This is a genomic window from Duncaniella sp. C9 (assembly GCF_004803935.1).
GTDB lineage: Bacteria > Bacteroidota > Bacteroidia > Bacteroidales > Muribaculaceae > Duncaniella > Duncaniella muris.
The window spans coordinates 2,676,650-2,690,002 of the sequence record NZ_CP039547.1 but is presented as its reverse complement, the minus strand read 5'-3'; the positions used below and the strand labels follow the sequence as shown (position 1 = coordinate 2,690,002).

At 50.5% G+C, this 13,353-nt stretch carries 11 protein-coding genes and 1 tRNA gene; 3 read left to right on the top strand and 9 right to left on the bottom strand.

Annotation, left to right across the window (positions count from 1 at the left end):
* Positions 1 to 229 precede the first annotated feature (229 nt).
* Together E7745_RS11280 and E7745_RS11275 are read left to right on the top strand one after the other, a co-directional pair.
* Positions 230 to 601 carry a transposase family protein gene (locus E7745_RS11280; protein ID WP_107037111.1) on the top strand — a complete coding sequence of 124 codons (372 nt, stop codon included), beginning with the start codon at positions 230 to 232 and terminating at the stop codon, positions 599 to 601.
* Positions 576 to 1,541, top strand: coding sequence for a transposase (locus E7745_RS11275; protein WP_240740261.1), 966 nt, complete (start codon positions 576 to 578; stop codon positions 1,539 to 1,541). Before E7745_RS11280 ends, E7745_RS11275 begins: the two co-directional genes overlap by 26 nt.
* A 26-nt stretch (positions 1,542 to 1,567) precedes the next feature.
* On the opposite strand, the gene E7745_RS11270 is transcribed toward E7745_RS11275, so the two are convergent.
* The 3 genes from E7745_RS11270 to E7745_RS11260 form a co-directional block, all read right to left on the bottom strand.
* Positions 1,568 to 1,837, bottom strand: a complete 270-nt coding sequence (locus E7745_RS11270) for a hypothetical protein (RefSeq protein ID WP_136408839.1) — start codon at positions 1,835 to 1,837, stop codon at positions 1,568 to 1,570.
* A gap of 314 nt (positions 1,838 to 2,151) precedes the next feature.
* Positions 2,152 to 2,225, bottom strand: a tRNA-Pro gene (locus tag E7745_RS11265).
* 139 nt (positions 2,226 to 2,364) lie between these two features.
* Positions 2,365 to 3,498, bottom strand: a complete 1,134-nt coding sequence (locus E7745_RS11260; protein WP_123398761.1) for an AI-2E family transporter — start codon at positions 3,496 to 3,498, stop codon at positions 2,365 to 2,367.
* A 186-nt stretch (positions 3,499 to 3,684) separates the two neighbouring features.
* On the opposite strand from E7745_RS11260, the gene E7745_RS11255 reads away from it, so the two are divergent.
* Positions 3,685 to 5,130: an MFS transporter gene (locus tag E7745_RS11255; RefSeq protein WP_240740299.1), complete on the top strand. Its 1,446-nt coding sequence runs from the start codon at positions 3,685 to 3,687 to the stop codon at positions 5,128 to 5,130.
* A 146-nt stretch (positions 5,131 to 5,276) separates the two neighbouring features.
* On the opposite strand, the gene E7745_RS11250 is transcribed toward E7745_RS11255, so the two are convergent.
* The 6 genes from E7745_RS11250 to E7745_RS11225 all read right to left on the bottom strand — a co-directional run bounded on the left by E7745_RS11250 (position 5,277) and on the right by E7745_RS11225 (position 13,352).
* Positions 5,277 to 7,361: a hypothetical protein gene (locus E7745_RS11250; protein ID WP_124075478.1), complete on the bottom strand. Its 2,085-nt coding sequence runs from the start codon at positions 7,359 to 7,361 to the stop codon at positions 5,277 to 5,279.
* A 125-nt stretch (positions 7,362 to 7,486) separates the two neighbouring features.
* Positions 7,487 to 8,950: a rod shape-determining protein RodA gene (gene rodA / locus E7745_RS11245; RefSeq protein WP_240597544.1), complete on the bottom strand. Its 1,464-nt coding sequence runs from the start codon at positions 8,948 to 8,950 to the stop codon at positions 7,487 to 7,489.
* 75 nt (positions 8,951 to 9,025) lie between these two features.
* The gene (gene mrdA, locus E7745_RS11240) at positions 9,026 to 10,888 is read right to left on the bottom strand and encodes a penicillin-binding protein 2 (protein ID WP_107030996.1); all 1,863 of its coding nucleotides are present in this window, start codon (positions 10,886 to 10,888) and stop codon (positions 9,026 to 9,028) included.
* Positions 10,872 to 11,381: a rod shape-determining protein MreD gene (locus tag E7745_RS11235; RefSeq protein ID WP_124075477.1), complete on the bottom strand. Its 510-nt coding sequence runs from the start codon at positions 11,379 to 11,381 to the stop codon at positions 10,872 to 10,874. Before E7745_RS11235 ends, mrdA begins: the two co-directional genes overlap by 17 nt.
* A gap of 81 nt (positions 11,382 to 11,462) precedes the next feature.
* Positions 11,463 to 12,317, bottom strand: a complete 855-nt coding sequence (gene mreC / locus E7745_RS11230; protein WP_107030998.1) for a rod shape-determining protein MreC — start codon at positions 12,315 to 12,317, stop codon at positions 11,463 to 11,465.
* 15 nt (positions 12,318 to 12,332) lie between these two features.
* The gene (locus tag E7745_RS11225) at positions 12,333 to 13,352 is read right to left on the bottom strand and encodes a rod shape-determining protein (RefSeq protein WP_107030999.1); all 1,020 of its coding nucleotides are present in this window, start codon (positions 13,350 to 13,352) and stop codon (positions 12,333 to 12,335) included.
* Between the last annotated feature and the right edge of the window lies 1 nt (position 13,353).

Here is a 13,353-nt window from a genome sequence, read left to right as displayed (position 1 = left end):
TCAGGGTTAGGGATAAAGTATCTTGTAATATCTTCATCTTCGCATTTTGCTTCGTGCCTAATGTAGCGATTATCGTTGCGTAAGATTGTGAAGTCTTCCCGTCCGCCTTTTACCGCTCCCACTGGATGTCGGTGTCTATATGCAAAAAATATACTTGATGGAATGAGGAATATCGGGTCAAGCCGAAAGCACGGTGCATGAATTTTGAGAAAAGTGTTAAATTTGTGGCATGAAAACCGCAGATGCAATATGGATGTGCCTGCCCGAGGGCATGGACGAACTATTTGAAATGGTGCGCTTCGAGCGCACGGAACAGTCCTATGACATATGGCTTGACGAAAAGAAGAAACTGTCTGATGAAGACTATCGTAATCCAAATATCGTAGCGCGAGGCTATACGGATTATGTAACAATACAGGACTATCCGATGCGTGGACGGCCTGTATTTCTTCACATGCGCAAGAACAAGTGGTGGGACAGGCAGACCAACGAAATCTTCAGCTACAATCTCGAACTTCCCAACGAGGAAGGAACACGACTCAGCGCCGAGTTCGTGGCTTTTTTAAAAGACGAAGGTGGAGACGACAGCCCTGTCGATTAAACAGATAGCGCAGATGTACTGCGTCAACGGCAAACATTTTGCCGACTTGTACCGCAATAAGATAAGCGGTTACGCCGACTGGTGCGAACAGGAGCTTGGCTGTGGGTTCTATTTCAACGCCGATAATATCGGCCCTTACATGAGTCTTGATGAGACGTGTCTGAGCAACGGGGAGGTATGGACGTTCCTGACCAACAAGGACGGCCACGGAGGCAAGGGAACACTTGCGGCAGCCATTCCCGGAACAAAGAGTGACGAAATTATATCCATACTCATCGGAGCTATGGAGAAATCAATCAGACGCAGGGTCAAGGAAGTGACCTGCGATCTCTCGCCATCAATGATGCTCATAGCCGCAGAAGTGTTCTATAACGCCCATGTAGTCAACGACCGTTTTCATGTCCAACAGGTCTATAATGAGGCCGTTGACGAAATCCGCATTGACATTCGCCGACAGCTCATCGCAGAGGAAAACAACCGCAACAAGTCCGAACCGCCGGTAACGTACTCCAACGGAGAGACCATGCGCCAGATACTGGCTCGCAGCAAACACACTCTGATGATGTCGCAGAACAAATGGACTGACATACAGCGCCATCGTGTCAACATACTGTTCAAATACTATCCAATATTGAAGGCTGCATACAGCCTTGCGATGGAGCTGCGCAAGATTTTCAACGCTAAAATCTCACCGACAAAAGCCATGGGGAGGATGAACAAGTGGTATGAAAAGGTAATGGCATTGGGTAACAACAACTTCCGCTCGGTAATCAAAACATTCAAGAACCACGCCCCAACAATCCTGAACTATTTCCGTCGTCGTGCGACCAATGCCTCTGCCGAGGCATTCAACTCTAAAGTCAAAATATTTCGCTCACAAATGCGTGGTGTCCGGGACCGCGACTTCTTCATCTTCCGATTAGTCAAACTCTACGCCTAAAAATTTAACACTTCTAATTGCCCAATTTAACATATGCACCGTGCTTTCGGCTTGAGCCGGAATATCCCTTTTGTATCGGCAGCAAGAACTATGTAGGCGATTCTCTCACTCTTTATTACTTCCGGATCTATGCTATACCACCACGTCTTGTGTTTATATCCGAAATCTTTAGAGCCCCTGAAATAAAGATTTCCCATTGAAGAAGAATAGATTGGTCTCCTTCCAGGGTATTTTTCTATATTCTTGAACTCTGGTGGAAGAATACTGATGGATTGCTCTATAGAAAGGTAGTTCATGACTTCAGTAGTAAGTATATTAATTAGTGTTAAAGAATTTAGATTCGGTTTATTCAATATGATTCAGAGTGGTAGAATTGGGCTGAAATCGCAAAATCGAGGCGTTCAGAACACAGTTCCGAGGTGTCGGCGACATCAAGTTCTTTATGTTCAAACTGGCCACTCTATACTCTTGACATTCCCCTTCCGCCCACCGGAAAAATCCGCTGACCCGTGATTCGGGCGCCGGAGACGGCGTGTCCCGTTTTTGTCCCGGCTGTTTAAAGGAAAACAGGTTTAACTTATTGAGCTAAACCTGTTTTCTCTTGCTTTTGTCGGGGTGACTAGACTCGAACTAGCGACCTCACGCCCCCCAGACGCGTACTCTAACCAACTGAGCTACACCCCGATTATCTTTCAAAAGCGTTGCTTTGTTTCTCAAAAGCGATGCAAAGGTAGGGAGTTATTTTTAAACTTCCAAATGTTTGCCATAAAATTAACCTATGTTAACTTAAAATTGCTGTTTTGATCCTCGTTTGTTAAATATTTTAGCTTTTAGGGGCTTCAGGCAGCTCTGCAACCTTCTTTCGGTTTCTGCGCTTTTTTTCATGAGGACGTATAAAATATTCGTCATAGTAGGCGAGGACGAGGGTGGTGAGGGGGAGAGCTATGATCAGCCCGATCATTCCAAAGAGTGTTCCCCATACGGAGAGAGACAGAAAAATGATTGCCGGATTCATGCTCATGGCTTTTCCGATGATCTTTGGAGTGAGCACCAGATCCTGGATGGCCTGCACGATGCAATAGACGGCTATCATCTCCCAGAACAGTGTCCAGAAGCCGATCTCTCCGCCGACTGCCACGACTATACATATAAGTGTGGCCGGGATGAGTGACACGAGCTGGAGATAGGGCACCATGTTGAGCAAACCGATGAACATGCCGAGCACTATGGCCATTGGCAGTCCTATTATGAGGAATCCGATGCTGAAGAGAATGCCGACGATGAAGGCTACAAGCGCCTGTCCGCGGAAATAGTGGTTCATCGAGATTTTCACGTCATGGCCGATCTTGAAGACTATGCGGCGATATTTCGGCATGACCATGCGCCTGAATCCTGACGATATTTTTTCATAATCAAGCATGATGAAGACCACATACAGGAATACTATGATCCAGCTGAAGAGGCTCATGACAAGCGAGATCGAGCCGGTGATCACCTGCCAGGAGGCTGAGAAGCCCTCTTCGATCATTTTCATCCATTCCTCGTGGGAGAGTTTCCGGGCTATAAGTTCGAAGTTTACGTTTTTTCTGAGGAATTCATGAAGTTCTTCCGGCACGAACGGTATTTTGAGGTCTGTGGCGGCATAGGCTTTGATAAGTCCGGCCATCTGGCTTGACTCTCGTACAATCATCGGGACCAGCAGATAGCAGAGCACGATGAAGAAAAAAGTCATTTCGAACAGAGTGACGAATGTTGCTATGGTTCGTCCTTTGAGATTTAGCAACTGACGGTTGAACTGGACGAACGGCTCAAGCAGGTAGGCTATCAGACAGCCTACGCAGAAGGGGAGTAACACTCCTTTAAGTATGTTGACCAGCCAGATCAGTCCGACAAACAGTACACAGTTGATCAGAAGTCTGACTGTCCGGTCGAGATCGTAGCGTTGACGTACAAGCATAGTAGGAATTAGGGTTGTGGTGGTGAAACGTGTGTAGGATATTTTGCCACGAAATTACAATTTAAATTCTGATTTCCCATTATTTTGCGTAATTTTGTAATGCTTAACATGCACTTTCGCTGCGGTCTGCCGAGACTGTCAGTTGCGCCTGATGCAGATAATTTAATTAAAATCACATACTTATCAATGGAAAATTTAAATCAAAATGTCGTTCAGCCTGTGCGTCAGCTGCTTTCTGACAAGGCATGGGCTCGCTGGACAGCTCTGGCGCTTGTGGCGTCGATGATGCTGTTCGCCTACATGTTTGTCGATGTGATGTCGCCCCTGCAGTCACTTGTCCAGACCCAGCGCGGATGGTCGCCCGATGCATTCGGTTATTATGCCGGAGCCGAGTATATCCTCAATGTCTTCGGCTTCCTGATTCTCGCCGGCATCATCCTCGACAAGATGGGAGTCCGCTTCACCGGTACACTTTCTGCTTCCCTCATGGTGATCGGAGCTTTCATCAAGCTCTATGCCATCAGCGATGCATTCCAGGGCACAGCCCTTGACCAGTGGCTCGGTTCATGGTGGACCGCCATGCCCGGCAGCGCCAAGCTTGCCGCTCTCGGCTTCATGATCTTTGGCTGTGGCTGCGAAATGGCCGGTATCACTGTTTCCAAGACTCTTGCCAAATGGTTTGAAGGCAAGGAAATGGCTCTCGCGATGGGTCTTGAAATGGCTATCGCGCGTGTGGGCGTGTTCTTCATCTTCACTATCTCGCCCCGTTTGGCCGACTGGTCGGCATCTCCGACAGTGGTAGTGCCCGTGGCTTTCTGCTCGGCTCTCCTCTGCATAGGCCTGCTCTGCTTCATAGTGTTCACCTTCATGGACTCGAAACTTGACAAGGAAATGGGTGCTGCCAAGGTTGAAGAAGCCGCTTCCGACGAAGAGTTCAAACTTTCTGACGTAGGCGCCATCTTCGGCAGCAAACTCTTCTGGATCATCGCCATGCTCTGTGTGCTCTACTACTCGGCCATCTTCCCCTTCCAGCGTTATGCGGCCAATATGCTTCAGTGCAACCTCGGCATCTCCGAGACCCAGGCTTCCGATATTTTCCGCTGGTTCCCGATCGGAGCTGCTGTGCTTACTCCCTTCCTCGGTTATTTCCTTGACCGTAAGGGCAAAGGCGCGAGCATGCTCATTCTTGGCGCGATACTGATGATTGTCTGCCACCTGACTTTCGCATTCGTTGTTCCGACAACTCAGAGCGAGCTTATAACCTACTCGGCTATCGTCGTTCTCGGCATTTCGTTTTCGCTTGTGCCTGCGGCTCTGTGGCCCTCAGTGCCCAAGATCATGGACAAGCGTTTCCTTGGTAGTGCCTATTCTCTGATTTTCTGGGTGCAGAATATCGGTCTGGCATTTGTGCCCATCATTATCGGCAAGGTCATCACATGGTCTAACCCTGGCATCACTGATCCCTTGCAGTACAACTACACTGTGCCGATGTGTTGCTTCGCTTCACTCGGCGTACTTGCACTGATTTTCGGTATCATTCTCAAATCAATGAACGCCATACACCACTACGGTCTCGAAGACCCCAACATCAAGGAAGACTTCGAAGATGTCCGTATTGATGGCGAGGCATAAGACTGTCTGTTATTAAGAAGACAAATGAAACGAGTCCCGCAGACCCAAAGCCGATTGCCGGCCGGTCTGCGGGACTTACTTGTTTTTGTGAAGATGTAGAGTATCTGAGCAGTGGTATGATATAAGTTGAGAGGTTTCGCCAGGCCTTATCGGCTGCCGGCTGATGACTGGTCTACACTGGCATCGGCATTGACAATCTTGCGGGCGCCACGTTTCTGATGTCCCCATTGGATGTTGTAACGCACCTGGATGAATGGCATCGGAGCCATGTCAAGCCTGATGTGGGTTGAATTGGTGTTGTATTTGTTAAGTGATTTCGAACCGCGGTCATATTTTGTGAACGGGCATATGGCTCCGGCTGTGAACTCCCACAGACGCCATTCATAGCTCAGAGCGAGTATTGACAGAGATTCGCCCCAGGTGATGGATTCGCCCCAGAGGTCACGCTGGGCTTTCTGATACTGGGCTGTGAGGGTAAAGTCCCAGTGTTGCAGCATGGCTGTGACATCGCCGCTCCAGTCATGGTTGTGGAGCCGGTAGTCGCGTCCGCGCATCTGTTCGGCGCGATACTGTATCGTCCCGCTGACATTCAGCCATTCCGGTATGATTTCCACTTGCGGCGAGAGATAGAAACTCAGATTTTTCAGGCCGCGGCTGTTTTCGTATGACTTTATCAGACGGTCTTCGCTCCATTCAAAGCAGGGAGTGATAGCGTCAGGGCTTGTGAAGGCTCTGATGCCGAAGGTGCCCATCACTTTCGGGAAAGTGAAATTATAGCGCAGCGTCAGCATGTATGACGACGAGGTCTTGAGGTGTGGATTGCCTACGAGCCACTGGAAGCCGTCAATCTGCTGCGGAGCCACGTTGGTCTGCGCGAGAGTCGGAGCGGATTGCCAGGTAGTGAAATTCAGTCTGAACTGTGAGCTTTCATTGAGCCGGTAAGTGGCTGTGAACTGAGGCCGCAGGTTCCAGCTTGAGTTACCCTGGTCTGTTTCTTTGAAGAGAAACGATGTGTATTGGGCGCCGAGACCGGCTGTAAGGGTGACGTTTTTGATGCGCTGGAAATACTCTCCGAAGAAGTATACCTTGTCTTGGCTCTGGTGGAAGATGGCTCCGCCGAGATTTTCATAGGTTGAGCGGTTGCGGTTGGCCGTATATGAAACTCCGGCTGTCAGGCGTGAATTTTTCCAGTTTTTGATATAGTTAGCCTCGATGCCGTAGGCTTGGTTACAGTCGCGTATCCGAGTGTTGACATCAGTAAGCTGATTCTCTGTGGCAGCATTGCGCTCGTTGTAGTTGTGAGTGGTGCGGCCGTTATAGAGAGAGCCGTTGAAGTCAATGGCAATGAGCTGGTCACGGACGAAATGCTGTTCCAGATAGGCCTGGAAACTTGGTGTGAAGCCTTTTTTTGAGTTGTAGTCATGCAGCAGTATGGCATCTGGAGAGTTGCTGAGAGAAAGCAGCCCTTCATAGAGGCTGGTCTCAGGCCATGCCTTGTAGCCGTGGACTGCCACCCACAGTACTGTCGTGTCAGGCTTTATGTAGCTGTAGTCAAGCTGAAGACCTCCGAAAGTGGCGTCCATATATCCGCGGGTAGGCGTTTCAGTGCGTGTCAGAGTCTGGCCGTCGGGGTAAGTGAACACTTCGTGATATTCGCGGTGCATTTCCACCTTGTTGGTCAGCTTGAAATTGGCGCTCATCCCGAATTGCGATCGGCCGTTGTTAAGCTTTAGGCCGGCATTGTATTGTCCCCACGAGCAGTTCAGCGCCGGCATCGCCTGGGTCATAAGCGAACCGCCGGCAGAAGGGTTTATCACTATGAAGTTGAGCACAGCGTTGGCTCCTTTGTATCTCAGTCCGGGATTATCTATCCATTCCACCCGCTTTATAGTCTCAGGCAAGAGATTGCGTACCTGATCAAGGCTTGCCTCGCGGCCGTTGATCCGGACCTGAACGCTTTGGCCTGATGATGTCACGCTTGAGAGAGCCTCATTGACGGTGAGTGTGGGGATCATCAGATTTTTAAGCATCTGCAGGCCGTTTTTTGAATGCTCGATGGCGCTCACTGACGGATATAACACATCCATATCTGATTTGCGCAATACTTTTGGCGCCTGGATGACGATTTCCTGCAGCTCCTGGGTGGCGATGGTGTCGGACTGCTGTTGCTGGGACGACACAAGTAGTGATGAGGCTGTGATAAAGATAACTGATAGCTGTTGACGTAACATTTGGCTTGTTATGTGTATGATTTCGAATTATGGATTCGTATGTATGTGTGACGTTAGATGCCGGGCATGCTGACGGAGTTACAAAGTTACGACAAAAAATCACCCCCCCCGGTAATTAAAAAATGTTAAAACGAGCGTTCACGGCGTGAGGCATCAATACGCAGCAATATAAAAAGGAGGAAAGTAAATCCCCACAGCGATGAACCTCCATAGCTGAAGAAGGGTAGCGGGATGCCGATGACCGGACACAGCCCGATGACCATGCCGATATTAATCGATATGTGGAAAATCAGATAGCTCGCCACACAATAGGCATAGACGCGCCCGAACACCGTAGGCTGCCGCTCTGCAATATTAATTATCCTGAGAATCAGTATAAGGAACAGAAGTATCACTGTTGCCGATCCCCAGAGGCCTTCCTCTTCGCCCACGGTGCAGAAAATGAAGTCCGTGTGCTGTTCAGGCACATATTTTAGCTTGGTCTGTGTACCGTTAAGGAAACCTTTGCCCCACAAGCCGCCTGAACCGATGGCTATTTTCGACTGATTGACGTTATAGCCGGCTCCACGGAGATCTTCTTCCATGCCAAGTGCCACCTTGATTCTCATCTGCTGGTGGCGCTGGAGGATGGAAGTGAAGGCATAATTCACGGAAAACAGAAATACAATGGCGGACAGGGCTGTCGCCACTGTTATGACAAGTTTGCGGGCTGTGGTTTTGAACATCAGCAGCACGCAGTAGGCCAGGGCCGCCATGATCACAGCTATGAAAAAGATTGTACCCGGAACTTCCACCCCGCATATCTCAAGCACGGTGACTGCGATGCCGGTGCCTGCAAACCAGAGAAACACATTGCGGGCAGCTGTGAATTCCTTGCAGTAGACAGCGAGCATAGCCACTATCAGCACCATGATCATGATGAAGACCGCTGCCTGACCTGAGGGAATGCCGAGGAGCATGGAGCCGGTGAACTTCACCGCTACCACGAAAAATGTAACCGCACACAATGCAGCAAGCAGCACCAGTCCGCTCATTCCCTCGCGGTAGAGTACAAAAAACAATGAGAGATAGACCAGCGCCGATCCGGTTTCGTTCTGGGCAAGAATCAGGATCACGGGCATGAATATTATCATCAATGCGAGCATATAGTTCTTACGCGAGGCATTGAGGACGAAGTTGTAGCTTGAAAAGAGTTTGGCAAGGCACAGAGCAGTGGAGAATTTGCCGAATTCAGCCGGCTGCAGACTCATCGGGCCGAGCACAAGCCATGAATGAGATCCCTTTGTGTTAGGCGCTATGAATATGGTGATCAGCAGCAATAGCAACACTGTGCCGTAGATGACATAGGCATAATTCTCATAGACTCTGACATCTATCAGCAGCAGTACGAGACCCAACACGAGCGAGAGCCCTATCCATCTAAACTGCTTGCCGGAAAACTCGGTGAAACTGAGCATATTCGCATGGTCGAAATCATAGCTCGCGGCATAGATGCTCACCATGCCTGCCATTACAAGTATTAGATATAGGATGACTGTGAACCAGTCAACCTGTTTCAATACCGAACCGCTGTTTTCCTTTTGCTGCACCTTGGTCTATTTTTAATAGTTTATTGAAAATATGTGGATATGGTAAGTGGTGGGATATGTAGAGCTGCCGGTCGATCAATGCTTTTTGGTGCCGGCAAATTGAATGGTGTTGGACTGCAGCATGCGTTCCTCAAGATATTTGCGCTCCGGAGGAATGTAGCCGCGCAGATAGCGCTCCATGACGAGCGAGCCGATCGGCACACCGAACGTGGCACCGAATCCTGCGTTCTCCACATAGACCGCAATGGCGATCTTCGGGTCGTGATAAGGAGCGAAGCCCATGAATGCCGAGTGGTCGCGTCCGTGGGGGTTCTGAGCCGTACCGGTTTTGCCGCAGACTTCGATGTCAGAAAGGTTGGCTATGCGGCATGTACCGCCGGTGACGGCCATTCGCATACCTTCGGCAATGTCGTTATACCAGTGGGCTGCGATAGTCGGCGTATGCTTTTCAAGATACTGGGCGGGCATCACAGTGTCCTGTATCTCCTTGACTACATGGGGCGTGATGAAATGACCGCGGTTGGCTATGGTGGCTGCAAGGTTGGCTATCTGCAGCGGTGTTGCAAGGATCTCTCCCTGGCCGATAGAAACCGAGATAATAGTGTTGGCGCTCCAGTGACCTTCACCGTAATATCCGTTATAGGTTTTGGAATTTGGTATGTAGCCTCGGTATTCGCCGGGCAGGTCAATGCCGAGTTTGTAGCCGTAGCCCATTGAGACGAGGTGGTTTTTCCAGATTTCGAATGCATTGGCTGACGAGCCATATTTGCTCCGCTTGTCGATCATAGCCTTGAACCCCCAACAGAAATATGCGTTGCACGATGTCTGGAGAGCCGGTTTCAGAGGCAGGGGAGAGCCGTGGCCGTGGCAGCCGACTCTAAGACCTCCTGAAATGAAACCGTGGGCACAAGGAAACATTGTTCCGGTGGTGATGATGTTCTCTTCAAGTAAAATAAGACCCTGTGTAGGCTTGAAGGTAGAGCCCGGAGGATAGACGGCCTGGATCGCGCGGTTGAAAAGCGGTTTGTCAAGGTCGCGCATCATTTCGTTGTAGTTCTTTCCGCGCTCGCGGCCAACGAGCAGACGCGGGTCGTAAGAGGGTGCTGACACAAGACAGAGGATCTCGCCCGTTGAGGGCTCGATCGCCACCACGGCACCTTTTTTGTTGACCATCAGAGATTCGGCATATTGCTGAAGTTCGATGTTGAGCGACAGTTTGATGTTTTTTCCGGCCACGGCATCGCGGTCGAGCGCTCCGTCTTCGTAGCGTCCCTGAATTCGTCCGAGAGCATCGCGCATCAGCACCTCGGCCCCTTTGCTGCCACGGAGATATTCTTCATAAGTGTGCTCAATGCCGATGTCACCTATATAGTCGCCGGGCATGTAATACGGATCTTTGTCAATGTCTTTCTGCGCCACTTCGCGGATGTTGCCCAGCACATTTGCTGCTGTGCGGTAATTATATTCGCGCAGAATTCTTTTCTGGATATAAAAACCCGGAAAGCGGTAGAGTTTTTCCTGCAGGCGTCCGTATTCCTCGGCGCTGAGGTGGGTAAGAAGCCGTTGCGGCGAATATGACGAATAGCCCGGATTGCGGCGCTTGTCTTTCATGTCGATGAAGCGTTTGCGCAGATCTTCGGGCGTGATGTTGATGGCGCGGCAGAAATCGAGGGTGTCGAACTCCTTGACGTCACGCGGAATCATCATCACATCATAGGCCGGCTGGTTGTAGACCACCAGGCGGCCGTCGCGGTCATAGATTATGCCGCGCGATGGGTAGACCGCCTTGCGCAGAAATGCGTTGGAGTCGGCATATTCTTTATATTTCGAGTCCAGTACCTGCAGACTGACAAGACGTGCTATGTATATAAGGGCTATAACCACGATAAAACCGCTGATGATATAGCGCCTTTTTTCGAGATTATAATCTTTTCTCACTTTGTGGTGTCATGAAACTGTCAATCCCGATCATGAGAGCCATTGAGAGAATGGTGCTGAAGACTATGCGCAGCAGCAGTCTGACGGGATTGAAGAATGTGAATGCTTCGATAAGGAATATGAGGCTGCAATAGAGCAGCGTCAATGTGAGCAGATATTTCAGGTATGTGGCTGTTCCGAGAGAATACATCGAAGGTTCAGGACGGGTGAGGTCTTCCTCGCGGGGCACATAGAGACGCAGGATCGGCTTGCGCATCATTGCCTCGATAGTGCAGGCGAGGGTATTCATTCCGTATGTGTCGGAGAAGATGTCGACTATCAGGCCAAGGAAAAATCCGATTGTAAGCATCCAGTTGACCGACAGGGTGATAGGCAGTCGCACCAGCAGGTAGATGAATACCAGCGGCACAGCCACGTTGAAAAGGCAGATGTGGTTGAACACTATCACCTGCGCCAGCACGAGGATGAATCCCAACAATATGAACTGAAGCACCGTTTTGCTCACGTAGCGCTTGTTTTTTTATGAAATTCCTCCGCCGGATTCTCTGAAACGGGGGAATCCGGCGGCGGTTTTTCAGTTGACGTTTTTGATTTCAAGTTCTTTCTCCACGGTCTTGAGCTCGTCTTTCATCTTGTCGCGGATAACGCGGACGGTAGAGAGGGTGGAGAAGTCTGTGAACAGTTTGATTCGCAGTGTGTAGAAGTTGTCCTCGCGGTCGCGCGATCCTGATAGGATCGTGCCTACGGGAACTCCTTCGGGGAACACCGAAGAGTAGCCTGAGGTGACAATAGTGTCGCCTTTCACGAATTTGGCGTGTTTGGGCAGCTCTTCGAGTATCGCTTCGCCCGGATCGCGTCCGTCCCAGACCAGCGAACCTACCTGATCCTCGCCTTTGACCTTGCAGGAAAGGCGCAGATAGGGGTTGAGCACTGAGATGAGACGCGCCGTGTGATCGCCCACAACGTTGACAATCCCGACAATGCCGTTCTGGTCCATGACTCCCATCTCCGGTTCCACTCCGTCAAGCCGTCCTTTTTCTATAGTTATATAGTTGTGGGAGTGGTTGATGGAGTTGTTGATCACGTGGGCGATCAGGAACTGATAGCGGGTGAGGGCTGAGTCAACGGTCATCGTGTCGGCATAGATCTGCTGCTGATAGCCGCGTATCACTTCCTTGAGTTTGTAGATTTCAAGCTCAAGGTCGGAGTTGCGGTGCTGCAGATCTTCGTTGATGTCGCGCAGAGAGAAGTAGGAGGTGACGTTGTTGGTCGTCTTGTAGACGGCCGAAGCGATCGAGTTGGCCGACGACAGATAGACATGGTGCTGATAGGGGTTGCGCGAGAACAGTAGTGCGCAACCTGCCACCAGATAGGCGGCAAACAGGAACCATGAACTGTATTTGACGAAAAACTTTAGTAGCTCGCTCAATTCTTCTCAGTCTGTTTAGCGGATCAGGAAGGAGAATGTCTCGATATTCTTGAGTGCCACGCCGGTTCCCTTGGCCACTGCGAGAAGCGGATCTTCGGCAATGTGGAACTGGATACCGATCTTGTCGGTGAGGCGCTTGTCAAGACCGCGGAGCATTGCGCCGCCGCCTGCAAGGAAGATGCCGTTCATGACAATGTCGGAGTAGAGTTCCGGCGGAGTCTCGTCGAGAGCCTGAAGTACGGCGGCCTCGATGCGCGAGATTGATTTCTCGATACAGTGGGAGATTTCCTGATAGCTGACGGGTACTTCCATCGGAAGGGCGGTCATCTTGTTGGGACCGTGGACAATGAAGTCTTCCGGCGGATTTTCAAGTTCGGTGAGGGCTGAGCCTACGTGGATCTTGATCTGCTCCGCTGTACGTTCGCCCACCTTGACGTTGTGAACTCGGCTCATGTGTTCCATGATGTCGTCTGTCAGGTCATCGCCTGCCACCTGTATGCTCTTGTTTGAGACGATGCCTCCGAGCGAGATGACGGCGATTTCGGTTGTACCGCCGCCTATGTCGACGATCATGTTGCCCTGGGGGGCGAGCACATCGATGCCTATACCGAGGGCTGCTGCCATCGGTTCATAGATCATGTAGACGTCGCGTCCGCCGGCGTGTTCCGATGAGTCGCGTACGGCGCGGATCTCAACTTCAGTCGAGCCTGAAGGAATTCCGACCACCATCTTCATGGAGGGGGAGAACCAGTTGCTCTTGGAGCTTGCTTTCTTGATAAGGCCGCGAATCATCATTTCCGCAGCGTTGAAGTTGGCTATAACGCCTTTGCGGAGCGGGCGGATGGTCTCTATGCCGTCATTTTCTTTACCCTGCATGAGTTTGGCTTCGCGTCCCACAGCTATGAGCTTGCCGGTGCGCTTTTCCAACGCTACGATCGAGGGTTCGTCAATGACAATCTTGTCATTGTGTATGATAATCGTATTGGCCGTTCCGAGGTCAATCGCGATTTCCTTGGTGAATGAAAATAATCCCATG